The organism is Bacteroides stercoris ATCC 43183 (genome assembly GCF_025147325.1).
Taxonomy (GTDB): domain Bacteria; phylum Bacteroidota; class Bacteroidia; order Bacteroidales; family Bacteroidaceae; genus Bacteroides; species Bacteroides stercoris.
Genome location: NZ_CP102262.1, coordinates 1820515 through 1843365, shown reverse-complemented (window position 1 = coordinate 1843365; position 22851 = coordinate 1820515). Strand labels below are relative to the sequence as shown.

At 46.6% G+C, this 22851-nt stretch carries 16 protein-coding genes; 4 read left to right on the top strand and 12 right to left on the bottom strand.

Features of this window, described 5'->3' with window-relative positions; translation table 11 throughout:
- The first annotated feature begins 58 nt into the window (after positions 1–58).
- The 3 genes from NQ565_RS07455 to NQ565_RS07445 all read left to right on the top strand — a co-directional run bounded on the left by NQ565_RS07455 (position 59) and on the right by NQ565_RS07445 (position 4681).
- The gene (locus tag NQ565_RS07455) at positions 59–1318 is read left to right on the top strand and encodes a phosphoglycerate kinase (RefSeq protein ID WP_117666280.1); all 1260 of its coding nucleotides are present in this window, start codon (positions 59–61) and stop codon (positions 1316–1318) included.
- Between the two features lie 73 nt (positions 1319–1391).
- Entirely contained in the window at positions 1392–2417 is a 1026-nt protein-coding gene (locus NQ565_RS07450; RefSeq protein ID WP_005654664.1) for a porin, read from the top strand.
- Between the two features lie 68 nt (positions 2418–2485).
- Positions 2486–4681: a tetratricopeptide repeat protein gene (locus tag NQ565_RS07445; RefSeq protein WP_005654662.1), complete on the top strand. Its 2196-nt coding sequence runs from the start codon at positions 2486–2488 to the stop codon at positions 4679–4681.
- A gap of 226 nt (positions 4682–4907) precedes the next feature.
- Here NQ565_RS07445 and NQ565_RS07440 read toward each other — a convergent pair whose 3' ends face one another.
- Genes NQ565_RS07440 through NQ565_RS07420 form a run of 5 tightly spaced genes read right to left on the bottom strand, consistent with a single transcriptional unit; the run spans position 4908 to position 7771 of the window.
- The gene (locus NQ565_RS07440; protein WP_005654657.1) at positions 4908–5492 is read right to left on the bottom strand and encodes a Maf-like protein; all 585 of its coding nucleotides are present in this window, start codon (positions 5490–5492) and stop codon (positions 4908–4910) included.
- A 60-nt stretch (positions 5493–5552) separates the two neighbouring features.
- Positions 5553–6083, bottom strand: a complete 531-nt coding sequence (locus NQ565_RS07435; RefSeq protein ID WP_005654655.1) for a KdsC family phosphatase — start codon at positions 6081–6083, stop codon at positions 5553–5555.
- Between the two features lie 20 nt (positions 6084–6103).
- Positions 6104–6895, bottom strand: coding sequence for a Rossmann-like and DUF2520 domain-containing protein (locus NQ565_RS07430; protein WP_005654654.1), 792 nt, complete (start codon positions 6893–6895; stop codon positions 6104–6106).
- A gap of 1 nt (position 6896) precedes the next feature.
- Positions 6897–7232 carry a hypothetical protein gene (locus NQ565_RS07425; protein WP_005654653.1) on the bottom strand — a complete coding sequence of 112 codons (336 nt, stop codon included), beginning with the start codon at positions 7230–7232 and terminating at the stop codon, positions 6897–6899.
- Positions 7233–7234: 2 nt separating this feature from the next.
- Positions 7235–7771: a nitroreductase family protein gene (locus tag NQ565_RS07420; RefSeq protein ID WP_005654652.1), complete on the bottom strand. Its 537-nt coding sequence runs from the start codon at positions 7769–7771 to the stop codon at positions 7235–7237.
- A 79-nt stretch (positions 7772–7850) separates the two neighbouring features.
- Here NQ565_RS07420 and NQ565_RS07415 point away from each other — a divergent pair, with 79 nt between their 5' ends.
- Positions 7851–8828 carry a GNAT family N-acetyltransferase gene (locus tag NQ565_RS07415; RefSeq protein ID WP_040315723.1) on the top strand — a complete coding sequence of 326 codons (978 nt, stop codon included), beginning with the start codon at positions 7851–7853 and terminating at the stop codon, positions 8826–8828.
- A 5-nt stretch (positions 8829–8833) separates the two neighbouring features.
- On the opposite strand, the gene NQ565_RS07410 is transcribed toward NQ565_RS07415, so the two are convergent.
- From NQ565_RS07410 to NQ565_RS07380, 7 genes are all read right to left on the bottom strand, one after another.
- Entirely contained in the window at positions 8834–10894 is a 2061-nt protein-coding gene (locus NQ565_RS07410; RefSeq protein WP_005654650.1) for an alpha-amylase family glycosyl hydrolase, read from the bottom strand.
- Positions 10895–11071: 177 nt separating this feature from the next.
- On the bottom strand, positions 11072–12205 hold the full coding sequence (locus NQ565_RS07405; protein WP_005654649.1) for an Outer membrane protein SusF domain-containing protein: 1134 nt from the start codon (positions 12203–12205) through the stop codon (positions 11072–11074).
- Positions 12206–12231: 26 nt separating this feature from the next.
- Positions 12232–13449 carry a SusE domain-containing protein gene (locus tag NQ565_RS07400; protein ID WP_005654648.1) on the bottom strand — a complete coding sequence of 406 codons (1218 nt, stop codon included), beginning with the start codon at positions 13447–13449 and terminating at the stop codon, positions 12232–12234.
- A 29-nt stretch (positions 13450–13478) separates the two neighbouring features.
- The gene (locus NQ565_RS07395) at positions 13479–15212 is read right to left on the bottom strand and encodes a RagB/SusD family nutrient uptake outer membrane protein (protein ID WP_005654647.1); all 1734 of its coding nucleotides are present in this window, start codon (positions 15210–15212) and stop codon (positions 13479–13481) included.
- A 20-nt stretch (positions 15213–15232) separates the two neighbouring features.
- A complete protein-coding gene (locus NQ565_RS07390) occupies positions 15233–18319 on the bottom strand; it encodes a SusC/RagA family TonB-linked outer membrane protein (RefSeq protein ID WP_259830948.1) in 3087 nt (1028 codons plus the stop codon).
- Positions 18320–19151: 832 nt separating this feature from the next.
- Complete coding sequence (locus NQ565_RS07385) at positions 19152–21626, bottom strand: glycoside hydrolase family 2 TIM barrel-domain containing protein (protein ID WP_005654640.1); 2475 nt, start codon at positions 21624–21626, stop codon at positions 19152–19154.
- A 19-nt stretch (positions 21627–21645) separates the two neighbouring features.
- Positions 21646–22830 carry a glycoside hydrolase family 53 protein gene (locus NQ565_RS07380; protein ID WP_016661436.1) on the bottom strand — a complete coding sequence of 395 codons (1185 nt, stop codon included), beginning with the start codon at positions 22828–22830 and terminating at the stop codon, positions 21646–21648.
- Positions 22831–22851 lie beyond the last annotated feature (21 nt).

Below are 22851 nucleotides of genomic sequence, written 5' to 3'. Positions count from 1 at the left end.
AATACTAACTTTGCCGTCACGAAAAGAAAACGGTAACACTTTTAAATAAAAATAGAGTATTATGACAATTGATCAATTTAACTTTGCCGGAAAAAAGGCATTCGTTCGCGTGGACTTCAACGTACCTCTGGACGAAAACTTCAACATTACAGACGATACCCGTATGCGTGCCGCTCTTCCTACATTGAAGAAGATTTTGGCTGACGGTGGCAGTATTATCATCGGTTCTCACCTCGGTCGTCCGAAAGGTGCAACCGACAAGTTCTCTTTGAAGCACATCCTGAAACATTTGTCAGAACTGCTGGGTGTTGAGGTACAGTTCGCCAACGACTGCATGGGCGAAGAAGCTGCCGTTAAGGCTGCCGCTCTGCAACCGGGTGAAGTGCTGTTGCTCGAAAATCTTCGTTTCTATGCTGAAGAAGAAGGCAAACCGCGCGGTTTGGCCGAAGATGCGACAGACGAAGAAAAGAAAGTTGCCAAAGCTGCCGTTAAGGAAAGCCAGAAAGAGTTTACCAAGAAACTTGCTTCTTACGCTGACTGCTACGTAAACGACGCATTCGGTACCGCTCACCGTGCACACGCTTCTACGGCATTGATCGCCAAATACTTCGACAAAGACAACAAGATGTTCGGCTACCTGATGGAGAAAGAAGTGAAAGCCGTAGACAAGGTGTTGAATGACATCCAACGTCCGTTCACTGCTATCATGGGCGGTTCCAAAGTATCTTCCAAGATTGAAATCATCGAAAACCTGCTGAACAAGGTAGATAATCTGATTATCACCGGCGGTATGACTTACACCTTCACCAAAGCTCAAGGCGGTAAAATCGGTCTTTCCATCTGCGAAGACGACAAGCTGGATCTGGCTCTCGAACTGTTGAAAAAAGCAAAAGAAAAAGGCGTAAACCTCGTATTGGCTGTAGATGCCAAGATTGCCGACTCTTTCTCTAACGACGCCAACACTCAGTTCTGCAAAGTAAACGAAATACCTGACGGCTGGGAAGGTCTGGATATAGGTCCTGAGACAGAAAAGATTTTTGCCGAAGTTATCAAGAACTCCAAGACTATCCTTTGGAACGGTCCTACGGGCGTATTCGAGTTCGACAACTTCACTCACGGTTCACGCTCTGTAGGTGAAGCTATCGTTGAGGCAACCAAGAACGGTGCGTTCTCACTCGTAGGCGGTGGCGACTCTGTAGCTTGCGTCAACAAATTCGGTCTGGCAAACGGCGTTTCTTACGTTTCTACCGGTGGTGGTGCATTGCTCGAGGCAATTGAAGGAAAAGTTCTTCCGGGTATCGCTGCTATCAACGAATAACAAGAACCTCATTCATACAAAAGGCAGCTCTTTGAAAAAAGGGTTGCTTTTTTTTTAATTATATATCCGACACATGAAACGAATTCTACTATCCTGTCTTTTTCTCCTCTCCATACATACATTAAAAGCCCAGGATACGCGTCTGAACAATGTAGTGAATACACTGAAAGAACGCATCACCCTGGCAGGGTATGCCCAAGTGGGATATACCTATGATGACGCCGGCGAAAAGGCCAGCAATACCTTCGACCTCAAACGCGCCATATTCATGGCACGCGGCAAGATTACCGACAAATGGTCGTGCTACTTCATGTACAGCTTCGCCAATACCGGAAAGATACTGGAAGCTTATACGGAATACCGGTTCCTGCCCCAACTCACTGCCCGCATCGGACAGTTCAAAACAATGTACACCATTGAGAATCCGATGTCTCCCTGTTTTGTCGAACTGATAAACTGTTATTCACAGGCAGTCAACTATCTGGCAGGCATCAACGGCAGCGATCCACTCTACGGCTCGAACAGCGGCCGTGACATGGGTATCCTTATCTACGGCGACCTTTTCAAGAAAAAGCTGAGTTATAACCTTGCCGTCATGAACGGGCAAGGCATCAATCTGAAAGACAAGAACAATCAAAAAGATATAGTAGGCAGCCTGATGGTTCATCCGCTCGACTGGCTGTCGGTGGGCGGCTCATTCGTCAAGGGCAAAGGCTGTGCCGTAGCCGCCTCTTCCGTCAATCCGGATATAGCGATAGGCGACAGCTACACACGCAACCGCTGGTCGGCAGGCGCCACCATACAGACAAAGCCTGTCAGCCTGCGTACCGAATACCTTGCCGGCAAAGACGGACATGTAAAAAGCGACGGATACTATGCAACCGCATCCGTACATGTGCTTCCCAAATTCGACATTGTAGCATCCTATGATTATTTCAACAAAGACAAAGCGCAGGATTACAAACAGAGCAACTATGTGGCCGGCGTGCAATGGTGGTTCTATCCCAAATGCCGCTTGCAGGCGCAATATACCTATTGCGATCCCCACAAAGGAGAAAACTCCAACCTGCTGCAGGCACAATTGCAGGTGCGTTTCTGATTTATGAAAACATTCTGGCATTCTTTTTGTACATTTGTAGAGTATAATCACTTAATGAATACAATTTTATGAACGAGCAAGCCATACAAGAGCAATATCAGCATATAGTCAATCTACTGGAACAGAAACGTCTGAAAGAGGCTCAAGTACAACTGGAAGCCTTTTTATGGAACTGCAACGACTGGACGCTCCGCAACCGTCTGGAGCAGGCTAAGGTGTCCTACCAATACATGTTACAGTACATGCGCCAGGGCATAAACGATCCGGAACGACAGAAACTATACCGACAACTTCTGGCAGAAACCTGGGAGCTTGCCGAACAGACCCGCATCAGCCTGCTCGATGAGGTTTCCACCCGTTATTACCACTCCCTGCACAAGAACAAAAAGAATATGGTAGCCGGTTACGGCATGTCTTCCTGGCTGAAAGTTCTGGAATCTTTTCCTGACGATATGGCGGTTTGCCAGCTTATGCCGGACAACAAACAAAGTCTGGACAGCGCCCTGCAACGCCATGAAGGCACTGCCCAATATCTGTTCCTCACTACATGGGGCAACAGTGGCTGGACGGCAGAAGAAGAACAGGAAGCCAGGCTGTATCTGGAGTCCGAATTGTTGCCGGTAAATGACTTGTGTCTGTTCACCGGAGCCATCCTGCTCAGCCTGATGGAATGTTTCGATCCGCGGAAATTCTCATGGTTACTGGATGCCGCAACGCACGCCGACACACAGGTCAACCAGCGCGCCCTGGTGATTATCGCCATCATACTGCACATACACTCCAACCGCTTGCGGCTATACCCGGAGCTGATGGCAAAGTTATCGCTTCTCGATGAGGACGGCAGCTTCGGCAAACAGTTGAACCGGGTTTACATCCAGCTACTCCGCAGCCGTGAAACAGAGAAGATAGACAAGAAAATGCGTGAAGAAATCATTCCGGAAATGATGAAGAACGTCACCATCATGCGCAATATGAAGTACGGCTTCGAAGAAAACATTGATGAAGACGACCGCAATCCGGACTGGGAGAAAGCATTCGAGGAATCGGGCCTGGGCGACAAGATACGCGAGATGAACGAACTTCAACTGGAAGGAGCCGATGTATATATGAGTACGTTTGCCCAGCTCAAGAGTTACCCGTTCTTTCAAAATCCGCATAACTGGTTCTATCCGTTCGACATGCAGCATTCCAGCATCATACGGGAGTTCGGACTGAAGCCAACCGGAGAAAACGCCGTCCTGTCGCTGATACTGCAATCGGGCTTTTTCTGCAACAGCGACAAGTATTCATTATGCTTTACCATGGCACATATACCGCAAGCGCAGCGTAATATGATGCTCAGCCAAATGACATCACAGGATTTGAATGAACTGATGGACGAGAGCAAGTCGTCCAGCCTGAGACAGTATGCCTTGCGGCCGGACGTTATCAGCAACCAGTATATCCACGATTTATACCGGTTCTTCAAGTTAAGCCAGCGCCGCCATGAGTACCGTGATATTTTCAAGGAAGAAATAGCCCTGCACCGTATACCGGCACTGAAAGATATTTTATGCAAGCCCGAACTATTGGCAACCATAGCCGACTTCCATTTCCGCAAAGAGCATCCCGCAGAAGCCTTAAGCATCTATAAAGAAATAACGGATATGAACCATGCCGATGCGGAAATCTTCCAAAAGACCGGCTATTGCCTGCAAAAAGAGAAACGTTACAAAAAAGCTATCGAAGCTTATAGGAAAGCCGATGTACTGAAACCCGATCATGTATGGACTATCCGCCACCTCGCCACCTGCCACCGCCAATTGCGGGACTTTGCAACGGCATTGGAATATTACAGAAAAGCGGAAGCCATGCAACCGGAAAACAGAAACCTGCCATTCCTTATCGGCAGTTGCCTGGCAGAGCAGGAACGCTACGAAGAAGCCTTGCAGTATTTCTTTAAGCTGGATTTCATGGAAAACGACTGCATCAAGGCATGGCGTGCCATAGGCTGGTGCTCGTTTGTCAGCGGAAAATTTGAACAGGCCATGCGGTATTACAACAAGATACTTGCCTTGAAACCGCTTTCCACAGATTACCTCAATGCCGGACACGCAGCATTGCTATTGGGAAATATGGAAAAGGCTGCCGAACTGTACGGAAAAGCTACCTCGGAAAGCGATAACCGGGAGACTTTTCTTGAGATGTTCGATAAAGACAAGGAGATGCTTATCAAGTTGGGGATAGACGAAAAAGACATACCGCTGATAAGAGATTTGGCCTGACCAGACGGCATACCTGTTTCCATAAAGAAAAGAGAATGTGTCAACATACACTTGATGATTTCTTTTAGGCACGGACTACACGGAGTTCACGGAAAAAAAACAAAGAAAATCTGTATTTTCCCTGTAATCCGTGCCTAAAAAGAAACAAACAGCAAGCGAATTTCAGTTTTGACATATCCCCTTTCATTGGCAGAAAATGCCAGATAAGCAAAGCTTAACAGCCCTACTATTTTACCTTGACAAGCTCCTTATAAAGCCGCTGCACCGGCAGCCCCATAATATTATAATAGCTTCCCGAAATATTCTCCACCCCGATAAAGCCAATCCACTCCTGCACCCCATAGGCACCGGCTTTATCCATCGGCTGGAACTTATCTACATAATAGGTTATTTCTTCTTCGCTCAGCTCAGCAAAGCGTACTTCCGTCTGAGCGGCAAAGCTGCGCTGCCATTCCGTTGTAGTTATACAAACTCCGGTAAACACTTCGTGGGTGCGACCGGACATATCCCGCAGCATGCACAAAGCGTCTTCCCGGTCTTTAGGTTTCCCAAGCACCCGCCCGTCCAGCCAGACAATGGTATCGGCAGTTATCATCAGTTCGCCCGGTTGCAACATGTTCCGATAGGCATCCGCTTTTTCTTTTGCGATATAAAGAGGTATATCCGCACCCTGCAATGTATCAGGGTACGATTCGTCTACATCCGGTAGGGTGCGCACTTCGTAGTCCACACCAAGTCCTGCCAGCAACTCTTTCCGGCGGGGAGAATTGGAAGCAAGTATAACTTTATATTTTTTGAGATTATCCAACATGGCTTTAAGTAGAGTTATGAATTATAAGTTATGAATTGCGAGAAATCAAACCGGCAGAAGTTACCAACCGAAGGCCCGCTCGTCTGCCATCCAAAGACCTTTCACTTTCAGGAACTGCTCCACGATATCCCGTCCGCAACCGTATCCCCCCTCTTTGTGGGAGATGTAGCGGGCAACGGATTTTACCTCAGGGGCGGCATCCCGCGGACAGCAAGGCAAACCGCAAGTGCGCATCACCTCAATATCGGGAATATCATCGCCTACATATAGAATTTCTTCATCCCGCAGGCCGTAGCGATCGCGGAAGTCACGATAATCGTGTATCTTGACAGAAGACCCCATATAGATATTCTCCGGCAATATTCCCAAAGCACGGAAACGCTTGCGCACCGCTTCCGTGCGTCCACCGGTAATGATAGCCAATGGTATTTCATGTCTGGCAGCCAGATGCAAGGCATAGCCATCCTTTATGTTTACCGTACGCAGCGGCTCGCCTTCCGTACTCATCGGAATGACATTGGCGCTCAACACCCCGTCCACATCAAAGGCGAGGGCTTTTATCTTATTCAAATCGTAATTGATTGTACTCATGCCTTATTCTTTCTAAGAAGTTAACTATTTTGCCGATGTATGCTTTCGCTAATCAGCCTGTACAGTTCCTGCATGTCCGGCTCGTCGGAAAGCATCTGCAAGTGCTCGCCAATAACATTTTCGTCATACCGCACGGCAGGCCCCGTCTGCGCAAGACGCGGTTCGAGTTCATGCACCTTACGGGCAGTCTCGTCTATCAAAGGCAGCATCACTTCAAAAGGAAGCCCGTATTTCTTCAACAACCCGGCTGCAAGGGCATACATATGATTGGTAAAATTACAAGTGAACACCGCTGCCAGGTGCAGACTTTTACGCTGTTCGGAATCGGCCTCATAGACATTCTCGGAGAGTACGGAAGCAATATCTTTCAGTGTCCGGGTATCCTCCGCAGAGTTGCTTTCCACGAAAACCGGTATCTGCCGGAAATCGACCGTACGCTGCTTGCTGAATGTCTGCATCGGATAGAACACGCCATACCGGTTTACCTTGCCTGCCCAAACATCCATCGGGATACTTCCAGCTGTATGTACCCACAGGGCATTTTCTTTTCCGGCAACAATTTCGGGCAGCAGTTGCACAAACGCCGCATCTTTCAGCGAAACGATATACAGCCGGGCATCCGCTGCCACAGACGACAAGTCGGTAGTATAGGCAGCCTCTACCGCCTGCGCCAATGTTCGCGCCGACTCTTCCGTACGGCTGTATACCTGCACGATACGGAATCCTTTATAGTAAAGCGCCTTTGCCAGATTCGTAGCCAGATTGCCGGCTCCGATAAATACAACAGATGTATCTTCTATGCTTCTTTTCATCTTATCTCGTAGATACCAAATACAAAATACCGCCTACAACCAACAGTGCCACCGGCAGCAAATAAGCGGACATAGTACCGAGCAGAGCCGTTATCAATCCGAAATTCAATATCAGCCACAGGCCCGTCAGCACCAGTCCCACCGACTTGTCATTCTTGAATAACAGGAAGATGACCGCCGTATAAAGCAGAAAATTATCCCGGTTCATCACCCACGACAGTCCCAGTGTGGAGAAATGCAGCAGTTTGTCTGCCAGATAGAGCACGCCGAACACAATCAGCGTGATAGCCGTAGCCTTATAGGTATCTTTATTGTTATTTGCTTTCGCCGCGCTCACCGTTACTTTCCTCCATATTTGTTAAGGTGAATCTTTTCCCATTGCAGGTTGTCCTCATTGAAAGGCTTGCGCTCCATTCCTTTATGCCCGATGGCAATGATACTGAGAGCCTGCAACTGCAAAGGCATGTCGAGTACTTCGTGCACATATTCGTTAGAGGACATGCCGGATGCCGTAAAACGCTCGCGAAGCTGTACCCAGCAACTGCCCAATCCCATATCTTCCGCCTGAAGTTGCAGGTAAATGGAAGCGATAGAGGCATCTTCTATCCAGACGTCGCTTGCCAGCGGGTCGGCGGTTACAACCACAGCCAATGCGGCATCCGCTATGAATTGCGAAGCCTGCTCTTTACAGAAAGACAGCTTTTTCAATGTTTCCTTATCATCCACCACGATAAACTGCCACGCATTGCTCCGTTTGGAAGTAGGCGCCATCAGTGCGGCTTTCATCAGCGTAACCACCTGTTCTTGCGTCAACTCCTCTTCTGTAAACTTCCGCATGCTGCGGCGGGTCTTTATCAATTCGCTAAAACTTTCCATATGTGTATATCGTTTAGAAATGAATACTTTGTCGTTAAGTAATGCAAAGATACAAGATTATTTTTTTAAATTTGCAGCAATGCCCTTGAAACTGACTACATACCATCGGGGAAGCCGGATACCCGAACTGCCGGGAACCGATACATTCCACTCTACGGAGCTGTTTCACGTCTATGAAGCAACTCCGGGATACACACCTTTGCTTATTGTGGCGTCGGAAAACGGAATACCCGTAGCCAAGTTGCTTGCCGCCATACGGAAGAGCGTACGACTGTTTCCACCCGCCATCATCAAGCGGTGTGAGGTATATGGCACCGGAGAATATTTCGATGAAACGCTCAACCGTGAAGCTGTCTTTAGCGATATGCTGCAACGCCTCACGGACGAAGCCCTGCGGGAAGCCTTCCTTATCGAGTTCCGCAATCTGGACAATTCGTTGTCCGGTTATAAAGTATTCCGCGAGAACCGTTACTTTGCCGTCAACTGGCTGCGCGTACGCAACTCGTTGCATAATGTGGAGCAGGTAGAATCCCGTTTCAGTTCCTCCCGCATCCGCCAAATCAAAAAAGGGCTGAACAACGGAGCAGAAGTAAAAGAAGCACATACCCCGGAAGAAATCCATGCTTTTGCCAAGATGCTGCATTACAACTACTCTGCCAAGATACGGCGGCATTTCCCAAGCATAGACTTTTTCCAGCTCCTGGAAAAGCAAATGCCCCGGAAAAGCCGTATTTTCATTGTAACCTATAAAGACAAAGTTATTGGCGGAAGCGTCTGTATCTATTCCAATAACAGTGCATACCTATGGTTCTCCGGCGGCATGCGTAAAACATACGCTTTGCAATATCCCGGCATTCTTGCCGTGTGGCAGGCGTTGCGCGATGCCAAAGAACGCGGCTACCGCCACCTGGAATTTATGGACGTAGGCCTGCCTTTCCGCAGACACGGCTACCGCGAATTCGTACTCCGCTTCGGCGGAAAACAAATCAGCACCCGTCGCTGGTTCCGTTTTCGGTGGGAATGGCTGAACAGGGTGCTGATAAAGATGTATGAGTAAATGGGCTATTGGGCTATTTTATAGACCACTGACGAATATCCTCCCAACCGTATGGAAGTATTATCCCCTTCTTTCACCTGAACAGTTCCCGATACACCGACAGCCTTCTCGATATTATCTGTCAATGACAGTTTAACAGATGCGCTTCCAAAGTTGTGAAGAACAAGCATCTTTTCATTATCTTTTGTCATATACCATGCAGCAATGCTCTTGTACTCTTCGTTCGATTCGTTATATACCGCATGTTTTGTCATTGTACCTTGAGCCAAAGCCGGATAGGTATTACGCAAACGGGTAAAAGAGAGATAGGTATTCAGCAACGAATTTGCATTTTCCTTCTGTTCTGCTACAGATTTTATACTCGAAGCCACGGTGGCATCAATCTTGTCCGTATAGGCAGTAGTATAATTATCTCCCCACAGCATCGGACTACGTACATATTCATCCGCCTTTTCCTTCGTTCCGTAGATACCCAATTCTTCCCCATAATAAATATAGGGTTCGCCCGGTGCGGTAAGCAATACGGCAGCCGCAAGTTTACACTTTGCCTCTGATTTTCCCAGTTTGGATGCTGTACGGTCTTCATCATGGTTGGATAGTTTGGTAGCTTCTATGTAATCGGCACGGTATCTCGCATATTTCTGTTGGAAAGAAAGTATGTCTTTCGCAAAGTAACAACCAGTGGAGTTGGCAATCGACCAGTCCAGTTTATACCAGAAGTCAAACTCAAACAATGCGGGAAGTCCTTGATAATAAGGCGCCACCTCGTCACTGCCCGAAAGGACTTCACCTACAATATAAATATCATCTGTATGCCCTTTCGATTTATAATATTCGTTCATATCATCATAGAACATTTTCAGAAAACGGGGATTCTCATCCGAAGTGGCACTGTGATAAATATGTTTCACCGCATCCAAACGGAATCCGTCAATTCCCCTGTCTATCCATTCTTTTGCTGCAGCGGATATTGCTTTATATGCCGGAGAGTTGGCAGCATCATCAATAGCACCGTAATTAAGGTCGGCAAACCAGTCTGTTTGGAAATGGGAATGGAAATACCATGCTTCGACCGATGCAAACAATATGTCCTCAGGATTTGCATTACTCAAAGTAAAAGGCTTGCCTAACTGCACTTTACTTGCTTTAGACGGAGCACCATACTTCGTTCCGTTGTCCCATGAAGTATTACTTGTACGGATTAAAAAACCCCAATCCGTATCAAGATCAACCGTTAACTCGTACTTATTATTGCCTCTCGCATAGAATTTCTTGCAAATGCCCTCACCATAATATAAGTACTTGGCATCTTGCGTGGTTACGTCCGGAGTATCCGCGTTCGGAGTATCTTCTTTTGTAACTGTTATGGTGGGACTTGCAGCATTAGACCAGTCGAGTACAAACTTATAATATCCTTTCATGGCATCACCTATACCAGCCGAAAACCATTCGCCTGCATTATATCCCGTAGAGCTTTCCCGCTTTATCATTGGAATTTTACCGGCAGTAATATCGGATTTCGGGTCTTGTGAGAAGATGTAATAGTTACGGTAAACACTTTCCTTGGACGATTTCGCATCTATAAACCAAGGATGATCCTTTCCGGTATGGTTCATCACATAATCCAAATAGACTTTTATACCCAATTCATGGGCTTTGGCAATCAACCGTTCAAAATCATCCATAGTTCCATACCGGGCATTCACTGTTGTATAATCCTTCACATCATATCCGTGATAAGACATTGCCGGATGAATTGGCGACAGCCATATTGCATTCACACCCATTTCATTAAGATAATCCAGCTTATCTGTGAGTCCTCTGAAATCGCCCCACTCGTCATTATTACTATCGGCAAATGAATACACCAATGTCTGATAAGTAATATCGGCACGTTTGGTTCCGTCCCACGTATCGGATGAGGGTTCTAAAGAGACATATCCTTCAGGAGTTTCATCCTGCCCCGGTGCAGGCTCAGAAAAAGCTCCGGGGTCATCACTACAAGCCATCAAAGAGCTTATCAGCAAACCCAATATTAAATATAAAACAGATTTTACGTTCTTCATTTTATCAGATTTTACATACAATTAAAAGAAATGTGTCTGAACTTGCCTTAAACAACGCAGACCGGTATGGAATCCCTTAATACAAAGAGAAGAAATAACACCAAATCCATGTAACTTGTAGCAAGTTCAGACACACTCGCCTGATTTAAAATAAATATTCTTTATATATCGCAGATATTATTCAGCCGTCTGAAATACAACTTCACCTGTAATATCATTAAAGAATACATTATATTTTCCATTGGGAACAACAACATTCTTACCATCTGCAGTAGTCAATGACAAATAGTTTTTATCCGCTATTGTTACGTTATCCGTTGCAGCACCCCAAGAAATGTCCCACTTATGGTCAGCACGCAACTTTAATACACCGTCTTTTCCCGGTTCAAAGCCAGCTATATACCAGTTATGCGGAGTAATCTGTTCCAAATCTTTCTCAGAACCCGCTGTATCCCAATCATTATAGTCACCAATCAAACTTATATGAGTATAAGATTTCGGAGCCTGATCAGTCAGTTCTGTCCAAGCATATTCGTTTGTAGAAAAGTCAACTTCCAGTTTATAAAATTTACCGACTTCCGGACAAGCTATCGCTCCGGCATTTACTGATACCAACTTACCGGAAACAGCATTATCGCCATCGCTCTCAGCACCATAACAATTATCCCAATTTCCAATATCTGCACCTAACCAAATTTTTAGATTACCGGCTGTTTGTACACCATTCTCAGTTTTAGTAAAATCGGTCGTATACGCATATTTCTTATCTCCTTGTGGATAAAGCATACATTTTGCCGACTTGTCTGCCCATGATGTAACGTCGCCTACCAGAAAATACTCCAATGGGGTATTCAGCTTGACTTTCAAAGTAAACGGAGAAGCTTTCTTCTTGGTTATGATGCTACCGTCTTCTGTTTTTACCGTTACATCGGCTGCCACTTCTACAGCAACAGTCCGTTCTTCGGGGCTTTTACCATAAATAGCCGCTACCGCGTTTGCCAAATCGGTTGAAGCAACCATCCCGGCTGCCGTTGCGCTCAGAGCGGCGGTTTTATCCTTACCTTCAGCAGAAAGAGTAAGCGCGTATTCACTTACCTGCCCATCTTGCAGACTGGTAGTAAATAACTGAATATTTTCCGCCGTTTCCACTACAAAATCAATGGCGCTGACTGCCGGTTCTACCGTAAATGCGATTTTATCGACCGGTTCTTTGGAATCATTGCTTTGAGGGCTTGCCCAATCCGTATAGTCATCATTGCAGGAAACAAGTCCTGCAATGATAGCCAAGCCATATACTAATTTCTTTATCATAGTATCTTTCTTTTAAAGTGTGTAATTTATTTCTTAGGAATAATACTGAATTCACCGGTTATATCATTGAACATGATAACCCATGTACCTGCCGCAACACCGATGTTCTTGCCTCCGGCTGCTGCCTTACCGCAAACAGATACCTCGCCGTCTTCCGAACCATATCCCCAATTTGTATCCCAAGAACCGGGAATCTTGAACTTAATCTGCTTCACGGCATCCTCTTCCACTGTCAACATATAACACCATACATGGTTTTCACCGCTCTTGTTCACCGGAGTCATGTTCTGGTCGGCCCAATCGCAGAAATCACCGGTGATACATATCTGACCGTAAACAGCCGGGGTTATTTCCTGATTGACAATAGTACAAGTATTCGCTCCGGTATTAATGGTAACAAGATAATATCCGGCCGGATTACATGTGATATTTCCGCCATCGGCTCCGCCGTTACGATAAACAGCCTCATTGGGAGCGCCTGTACCACAAAATCCATAATCCCAATTGAAATCCGCAGGCTGTATCTTCCACTCCTCAGTTGTAAAATAGTTGAGGTAGGTAATTTCACCGGCACCGGTCACCTTATCATAATTGTAATCGCTTTGCATGAACAGCGGGAAGCTACTTTCGCCCGGCTTATCACTCCAAGCACCGTCACCAAAATTATTTCCGACAAGATACCACATAATAGGAGCGGCATCCGACAATTCCACATAATAAGGAGCCACACTGATTTCTACCACATTCGATGTAATGGCATTCAATCTATTCATACCTTCAAGCACAAATGCATTGATACGAATAAAAGTCTTTTGTTCGGCAGGAACAGCGTCTGCTTTCCACTTCGCTACTTTAGCCAGAGCCTTGTTAAGTTCAGATGCCGCCAAATCAGCAAAACAGGTTGTAGAAGTCTTGTCGATAACTGCATAATCGGCAACAAGAGCATTTTCCTCATCCGCATCCGCTTCGTCCGTAGACACAGTGAATGAGTTTGTCGGAGAAACCTGTATTTCATATGTCGCATTAATCGGAGCATTGCCTGTTGTATATTCCGGTTGTGACCATGTCAACCGAAGAGCTTCCGTATTCTCCAAATCAACCGTTTCGTTCACGTAAGCCGGAGTGTTCAAGACGAACTCCGTGGGTTGTATCAGCGTAGGGTTCGAATCATTATCATCCGAACATGCTGCAAATATGCCGGCAGTACCGACAAGCACAGCACCAAGCAATAATTTATTCTTCATATTACTTTTCTAAATTTACTGTTTTAACTTTACTCTTCTGTCTCATTATAACCATCAATCTGGATAAGGCTTCTGTTTGCCTGTATTTCCGATGTCGGGAGAGGGAAAAGATTTCTTGTCTTATCGAATGTCACTCCATTGATATTGCCGCCTTTATACGACCAGTTATAGGTAGTTTGCGTACCACCGAACTGATTAAAACGTATAAGGTCGGTACGACGGAGACCCTCGAAATAGAATTCGCGCGAACGCTCGTCAAGAATATAGTTCAGGTTGTAAGAATCGCTTGTAGCCGTGTGAGCACGCTTACGCAAGATATCGATATAACCTTTTGCCTTTGTTGAACTCTCGCCATTGAGATGCATTTCTGCTTCCGCAGCATTGAGATAAGCTTCAGCCACACGGAAAAGGAAGAAATCCGTATCCACATCGAACACATCGTGCGGGCTTCCGCCGTTGGAATAGTTGTTATTCCATTTCGTAGTTACCAAGCCTTGATAGAAACTGGAGTTATCTCCCAAGTCAAGCGTACGTTCATCGCCGTCCGAACCTTTTCCCCAGAAAAGCGCACGGTCATCGATTTGCAAAGCACGGATTTCCTTCGTCGACTTGCCTACAAAAGATTCAGGATTATTAGTAAACTTCTCAATCAGTTGAGGACGGCATCGCATACCGGACCACGTATTACCCGTAGTACCGGCAGTTAGGTCGGTTACGGTTTGCATCTTATCGTTCCACATAGCGGCAATAAAGAAAAGCGAACCTCCATAGCCTTTCGTCACCTTTCCATCCTGAAGAAGCGGAAGTATGGCTTCACAACTGGCACCATTCGATCCGTTATCACCCATAAAGAGCAAATCGTACGGACGATAGCCTCTCTGCGTAGCTTCTGTCGGAATCCTGGTATCATCAAAGATTGCGTAATTTGAATTGATAACCATTTCAGCATATTCCAACGCTTTATCCCAATGAGGATTGTTCTGCCCGTCATTATTAAGATAAGTACCGGCATTAAGATATAAACGGCTCAGCAAAATCCAGGCTGCCGCTTTGTCAGCGCGGCCATAGTTTGCATCACTGTCCGTTTCCGGTTCGGCAGGCAACATATCCGCTTCGGCATTTTCCAATTCCTTTTTCACCCAATTAAAGAGGAATTCACGTCCCAATTGCAGAAGTTCCGCACGGGTATATGTGGCACTCTCGTCAAATTTCTCATTATAGGCATGGGCTTGTTTAGGCACTTCCGAGGTAATTGTCTCTATAAAAGAGGGGTCTCCAAAGAAATCGAGCATTAAGAAATAGTTGTATGCACGGATAAAACGCACCTCTGCAAGCATCGTCTTATCGGCTTGTGCCGCTTCAAGGCTCAAATAATGGTTGCAGTACGTAATATTGGACATCAGACGATAATAAAGAAATCTGAGAGTCGCAGTACCCGGCATACATTGGTTATAACCGATATCGGTAATACCACCGTCGCTCCACCAGCAGATAGCCTCATCGGTAGAAAGTTCATTAAAATTAAACACGTTACGCAATAACGTCGATTTACCGGCATCGTCTATGGTAAAATCCGCATTACCGTCATTACCTTCCATGATGAGTCCGGCATAACATTTGCTATACAGCCCCAACAGATTCGGATTAGGCTCTACGGTAGGGTCTATATTCCCTTTCTCAAGATCATCCATACAGGAAGTCATGCTTGCTGTCAGAAAAAGAGCAATGGCAGGAAATATTGCTTTTATTTTATTTAGTTTCATAATTGTCCTCAGTTATTAAATTAGAAATTAAGATTCAATCCAAGAAGGAAAGTACGGCTGCGCGGATAGAGGCTGCTCTCCTTTCCGGAAGTCTGTTCCGGGTCAAGCCCTTTGTACTTCGTAATGGTAAAGACATTTGAGCATGAAGCATAGATACGTCCTGACACGCCTTTGTACTTGCCGGCTTTAAAAAGATTATCGAAATTATATCCAAGCGTAATATTGTCACACTTCAGGAAACTTGCATTCTGTACAAAATAATCAGTAAGCGCATAATTGTAAGAACTCCAGCCAAGGCTTACGATATCTGCCGTGCTATTCTCGTAATATCCTTTGGAATTATAAAGCATTGCAGAATTTGCCTTGCCCGATTCGATGCCATTGTATACATAATTACCGAAGCTGGCTCTGAAGTTGGTTCCGAGGTCCCAGTTCTTATAAGCTACTTTAAAATTAAATCCGCCTGTCCAAGGCGCTATAATGTTTTTATAATAATAGCGGTCGTTTTCGTCTATGCTGCCGTCAGCATTCCGGTCTACATAACATCCCATGATAGGACGTCCGCTTTCGTCATACACCTGCTGATACACCCAGAAGGAGTTGGCGGGAAGTCCCACTTTATGATAGGTGATTTGCTGGTCGGTACCCACTTTCATACCTGCTTCAATAACGTCACGTCCGCCATAAAGACCAGTTATCTCATTCTTATTGTATGCTATGTTCATTCCAAGTTCCACAAACCAGTCTTTTGTTTGAACAGGTTTGCCCGACAGAGCTATTTCAACACCGGTATTCTTCAAAGAACCGGCATTAAGCATAAGGGCATTATCAAAGTTCTGTCCTGCCGGAATTGTAGGTGTGGAAAGCAAGTCCGTGGTTTCGCGGTAATAAGCATCAAGGTTCAAAGTCAGTCTCTGGTCAAACATTCCATAATCCAACCCTAAGTTCCATGTGGTCGTAGTTTCCCAAGTAAGGTCGTCATTATAAGGCAAAGGCTGATAAAGCGTACCCGGATTGTTAGGACCTACCGGATAACGATGGTTCTCACTGGTGCTTACCTTGTATATGACTGTGTAGTATTCCTTACCGGTATCCTGCTGACCGGTCTTACCCCAGCCAAGACGAAGTTTCAAGTCACTGACAGCATCTACATCTTTCAGGAAAGCTTCATCCTTCACACGCCAAGCAAAGGCTGCCGAAGGGAAGAAACCCCAGCGTTGTCCGTCTGCAAAACGGCTCGAACCGTCATAACGGGCTGTAAAGGTGAAAAGATAACGGTCAAGAAGCGAATAATTGACACGTCCATACCAGCTGACAAGATAAATCTGGCCTCTCCAATTCTTTGTAGAAGAGCTGTTTATTGTTCCGGCTTTCGGAGTACCATCGTCATAATAACTCTCATTGGTAGAAGGATAATAGTTTTCGAACCATTCTCCACCCCAATATTTCATGTGGTTATATTCGTAACCCACCATCACATCCAGATGATGTGCCTTGTTGAAATCTTTGTTGTACTGGGCGTATGCCGTAGCAATCAGGTTGTATTTCTTTTCCTTATTCTCGCCTACACCTCCATAATAGAAGCCATAAGTCGAATACGGATTGTTGTTAGTATATTCTCCACCATCGGCATATTCACCCGAAAGATTCATATGCAAACGCAAGTCTTCAAATCCATGTATCTTATAATCGGCTTCAAAATTACCGAGAAGTACGGTAGCGCTCTTATCGAATGTATAATGTTCAATCAGTTCCACCGGATTTTTAGGAGCATCATCATTGCGTGCAAACGGGAAAGTGGGGTCGTATTCGGAAGTATTCTTTGTCCACTGCCAATAACCGCCCCAATTCTTGAACTGTTCGTCCTCACTCATTATCGGACGAGTCGGGTCCATAGAGATAGCTGCACCGATAGCATCCGTACCACCCGGATTTGTCTTGGAGTAAGAATACTTGGCATTGATGTTAAAATTAAGATGATCATTCAGCAATGAGGGATTCAGAGTAAACCCTGCTGTAAAACGGTTATAATCGGAACCTTTCAGAATACCTTCCTGATTGGTATATCCTACGCTGACACGATAAGGCATGGACCAACTTTCATTGCCCACTCCACCGGTAACGCTGACATTATGGTCGTGACTGATACCGGCACGGTATATTTCATCCTGCCAATCCGTATTATATGTGCCGGCAGAAAAGTCCGGTGTACCATCTTCATTGTATTTCTGCCATCCGAGTCCTGCATAAGCTGCCGAGCCTTCGCCATACGTATTCTTGATAAATTCAACATATTCGGGAGCGTTCATTACATCGAGCTTGTCGGCAATCGTACTTACCGACAAAGTTCCGTTATATGAAACCTTCGGTGCCTGGTTCTTACGTCCTTTTTTAGTTGTAATGATAATTACTCCATTAGAACCACGGCTACCGTAAATTGCCGTAGCAGAAGCATCTTTCAGCACCGTAAAAGTTTCAATATCATTAGGATTGACAAGTGAAAGCGGATTGTTCACACCTTTGGTATTGTTATTATCCATCGGCATGCCGTCTATCACTATAAGCGGATTGTTGCTGGCATTCAAAGAAGCGCCACCACGAATACGGATTTGAGCACCTTCACCGGGAGCTCCCGAAGTGGTGTTTACATTTACACCGGCAATCTTACCTTGAATCATATCCTGAGCGCTTACGACCAGACCTTTATTTTTCTCATCCGGCTTGATCGCTGTCACCGAACCGGTAAGGTCATTTTTCTTAGCCACACCGTAACCGATGACAACCACTTCATTCAATAATTCCGAATCGTCTTTCAAAGTCACAATCACAGATGAAGTTGCTTCTATTTCCTGTGTTTTGTATCCTATAAAAGATACCTGAAGAATTGCTCCTTTGGGTACAGACAATGTAAAATTTCCGTCCACATCGGTAATGGTGCCATTAGACGGATTACCTTTTTCAATGACATTAGCGCCAATCACACCACCCAAAGCATCTTTCACATGCCCTTTCACCGTGATGTTCTGTGCATAAACGCCAACTGACAAGAATAACCCTAATAACAGGGGAAGAATCGTTCGACAGATTCTAAGATTAACTTGCTTCATGCATTTAAAAATTAAAGTTAACAATATTAATTATCTACAGTATATTCAAAAGACGTTTCAGTATATTAACCTAAATACGGAACGTGCTCCAAATACTTTATTATGATACAACAAATGTATGCTATATTGTCGAGTAAGAGACAAAGATACCGTAAAAAGTTCAATAAGAAGAATGCAAACGATTGCACTATATCCGGCATCATGCGCTATCATCTCATAAACGCATGGGCACACCAATGGAAACGCGTAATAAATAACGGGAAATCAGCAGGGTAATATCTGCAAAAACACACGCTAAATAGTAGTTTAGCTACTGCATTTTCCCCGGAACAGCAGGTCTTTTTTTTCGTTTCGCAGTTGCGGGCTCTACGGTTGCCAGCCGCGGGCTGTCGGGCCCGCAATTGGCAACCGTAGAGCCCGCAACCGGAAAACAAGGAAAAGGAAGTGATAAAAGGACATTATACATGCGATAAAACAAAGAAAAGAAAGAGGGAATGAGGCATTTATCCCTAACAAATACCTTACTGTCACAGGGCATATTCCGGAAATTACGGGTGCATTTATCTTTAAACAATGCACCGAATCGCATGATAAAGGTCTTTTGGAGTAGTAAATCGTCAGAAAAGTCTCTATTATCGACTGTGTGTCAATTAAGATAACACACTGATTATAAGACATATAATATTTATTCGCGTGACGACCACGAATCAGTCATCACTCTCACCACGCTTGTCGTCACTCCCTGTATCCCTTTGCTGGAAAGGGATACAGAGTGATTGGTGACGAGTGATGACAAATTATGCAAAACTCTGAAACAGAAATAATGCAAATGCTACCTATCGGCAGACAACAAGATTGTCCCAGTCTGCAAGCCTTTTGCTTTGGCTTCAAAAACAATTTCACCGGACTGTTCCGTGCTCTGCACGATAGCCGTCAACTGTCCGCTGAAAGCCGGCATCTTGGGTAAATGGAAAAGGTCGAGGCTGGTGGCATCGCCATTGGCTGCCGCACGGTAACGGCCGGCTCCTTTTACAGAGAAAGAGACAAGACGATTGTCCGACTGGCAGAGATTGCCGTCTTTATCGACAACGCGGACGGTGATGTAGGCAAGGTCTTTACCGTCGGCAGCAAGCCGGGTGCGGTCGGCAACCAGTTCCAGATGATGAGGTTTGCCGGCGGTACGGACGATTTTCTCTTCTGCCGGTTTGCCGGAAGCATCATAAGCCACGACTTTCAGTTCGCCCGGTTCATAAGGAACATCCATCCACATCAGGCGGTAGCGGCGTTGCAAGGCAAGCGAGTCCTTGCCTTGTAAGGCTTTGCTCTCCGATGCCGTCAGTTTGCGTTGCTTACCGTAGCTCTTGCCATTGACGAAAAGTTCCGCAGCGGGATAGCTGGTATAAACAAAGACGGGAGTATTCTCTCCTTCCCTGCCCGGCCATGTCCAGTGCGGAAGGACGTGCAGGGTATTTGCGGTCTTGTTCCAGATGCTGCGGTACAGATAATAGCGGTCTTTGGGCAGGCTTGCCAAGTCAATGATGCCGAATACGGAACTGTGGCTGGGCCAGGCATCCGTGTCGTACGGAGAGGGTTCGCCCAGATAGTCGAAACCCGTCCAGACAAACTGCCCGATAGTCCAGTCGTAATCATCGGCCAGGGCAAAGTCCTCATCGGGCACATTCGACCAAGAGCAATACTCCACATCATACCCCGAAGACTGGTGGTCGGCATACGTTGCCCCTGCCCGTTTCTCTACCGGGAATTTATAGACTCCGCGGGAACTTACGGTAGAGGCGGTTTCCGAACCAAGAATGATATTCTGCGGAAGTGCGTTGTAAGACTCCACATAGCGGTGGGCGCGGTAGTTGAGACCGGGAACGTCTATCATAGCGGCGAAACCGTTTTCCAGGACGCAAGACACCTGGTCCATACCGCAGGTAACAGGACGTGTGGGATCTTCGCGGTGGCATATATCCTGCAGGAAAGAAGCGACTTTATAGCCCTCGGCACTGCACTGCGTAGGCACTTCGTTGCCAATGCTCCACATGACCACACTCGGATTATTACGGTAATGACGCAACATATTCACCATGTCCCGCTCCGCCCATTCGTCGAAGTAACGGTGATAGCCGTTATCGCATTTGGCAATATCCCATTCATCGAAAGGCTCTATCATCATCATAAAGCCCATTTCGTCGCAAAGTTCCACCAGTTCCGGAGCCGGCATATTGTGCGATGTACGGATGGCATCGCAACCCATATCCTTCAGCAGCGTGAGCTGGCGGCGGAGAGCAGCCACATTGACGGCAGCCCCCAAAGGCCCCAGGTCGTGATGGTTGCAGACGCCCTGAAACTTACGGTGCTTGCCGTTCAGGAAAAAGCCTTTGTCCGCCACAATCTCTATGCTGCGGATGCCGAAACGGGTGGTATATTCGTCCACCAGCCTGCCGTCGGCATATATCTTGGAAGACGCCTTGTAGAGCCGGGGTGTCTCCGGCGACCATAAAGCGGGAGCATCTACCAGGAAGTTCTGCTCGAAAGGCTGCCCGTGGTTTATTTTGCGGGTGTTGTCTTTGGCGGCAACCACCTTACCGTCCGGCGATATAATCTCGGTCACAATCCGGATATGCTTGTTTCCGGCATTGGCAATCTCCGTACGCAAACGCACGGAAGCATACTTGTCCGACACGTGCGGGGTGGTAAGCTGAGTGCCCCACACCGGAACGCATACCGGTTCGGTCGTCAGCAGGCGGACATTCCGGTACAACCCCGCACCGGGATACCAGCGCGAAGACTGCGGTTTGTTCTCCAACCGCACGGCAAGCGTATTGGGTTTTCCGTCCTTATATATATAAGGTGTGACATCGCAATGGAAAGAGTTATAGCCGAAAGGCCAGAAGCAGGCTTCCTGCCCGTTGATATAGACACGGGCTTCGCTCATGGCTCCGTCAAAAACCAGTGTAGCCTGTTTGCGGGCGGGAACGGTAAAGGTGGTGCGATACCAGCCTACGCCTACATAAGGCAATCCGCCCGTGCGTCCGGTCTTTACCGAAGCCTGTTTTTCGAAATTCTGCGTGACGGCTACTTTCTGCAAATCGTTGTCACGGTCGAACGGTCCGTAAATGGCCCAATCGTGAGGCACGGTTACCGCCTGCCATTGCTCATCGTCATATCCCGGATGAGCAGCTCCGGATATATCTCCCCGGAAGAACTTCCAGCCCTTTTCCAATAGCACTTCGGTACGCTGCGCCATAACGGCCGTAAAGAGGAAGAAGCAACAGATGCCCGTTATCAGTCTCTTATTCATAATTATGCTGTTTTACAGGTTATTTAAACGCATCCATAATCACCGTAGGGCGGCCGTCGGCAGTAAACGCTCCCAACCGATACTGGCTCGGCTTGCACTCCGGCTCCCAATAGAACACACCCTTGCAGCGTCCTCCGGTATTCTCTCGGCTTTCCTTGACGATGCGTTCCAACTGCCGTTTGCCTTCGGCAAGGACAGACGCACTTGCCAGATTGCCCTTGTCATCACCGCATTCCATGCCGGTTTCCACTATCATCACATCACAATCATACTTGGCGCCCAACGCCTTGATATTCTCCATGCAGTCGGTGATAATGTCATCGGCGGTATAATCCGACTTCTCCATCCGTGTCCAGTAAGGATAAAGCGACATGCCTATCATATCCCACTTCCCGTTGTGTTTCTTCAGCTCATCGAAAAACCAGTTGAACAGTTCTTTATCCCAACCGTTGTCCAGATGAACAATCACAATCGCATCGCTGAAGACTGACTTCACCGCATTGTAGCCCTCAGTGATGAAATCGGCCAAATTACTCCAGTTTGCGGGATACACGACTTTATCCGACGCCGTTGCCGGAGCGTTTTTCAAGTCACGCTCTTTCACATCATAGGATGCACCGCTCAGCGCCACATTCTTATCCCACAACATACCCGGACGTATTTCGTTGCCCACTTGCACCCATTTGGGAGAAACTCCCGCCGCCTTCAAGGCCTGAAGCACCGCTACCGTATGGTCGCCGATGGCTTTCTTCAGTTCCGGCAGCGTTTTGTCCTTCCATGCGGCAGGCTTGTTTTGCTGGGCGGGGTCTGCCCACCAGTCACTATAATGGAAATCTATCATTACGTCCATTCCCAAATCCTTCGCCCTCTTGGCCTTGGCTACGACATCGGGTGTATTGCACCAGTTGCCGTGCTCTGCCGGGTCTACCCACACACGCAGGCGAACCGCATCCAGTCCGCACTCCTTCATCAGGGCAGTGCATTCAAGCTGCTTGCCGTCGGCATTATAGAAGCAATGTCCGGCCGCTTCCATTTCCGTAACCCAACTGATGTCGGCGCCTTTGGCAAAAGAATCATCTCCGGTGCCGGGAATCTGCTCCGGTGCCGGAGACGTGCCTTCCCTATCGTTGTCGGCCGTGTTCTTGCATGCAATGAAAAGGCATGCGATACTCAAAAAGAAAGTAATAAATTTAATGTGTTTCATGATTCCAAGTATTATAGTAAT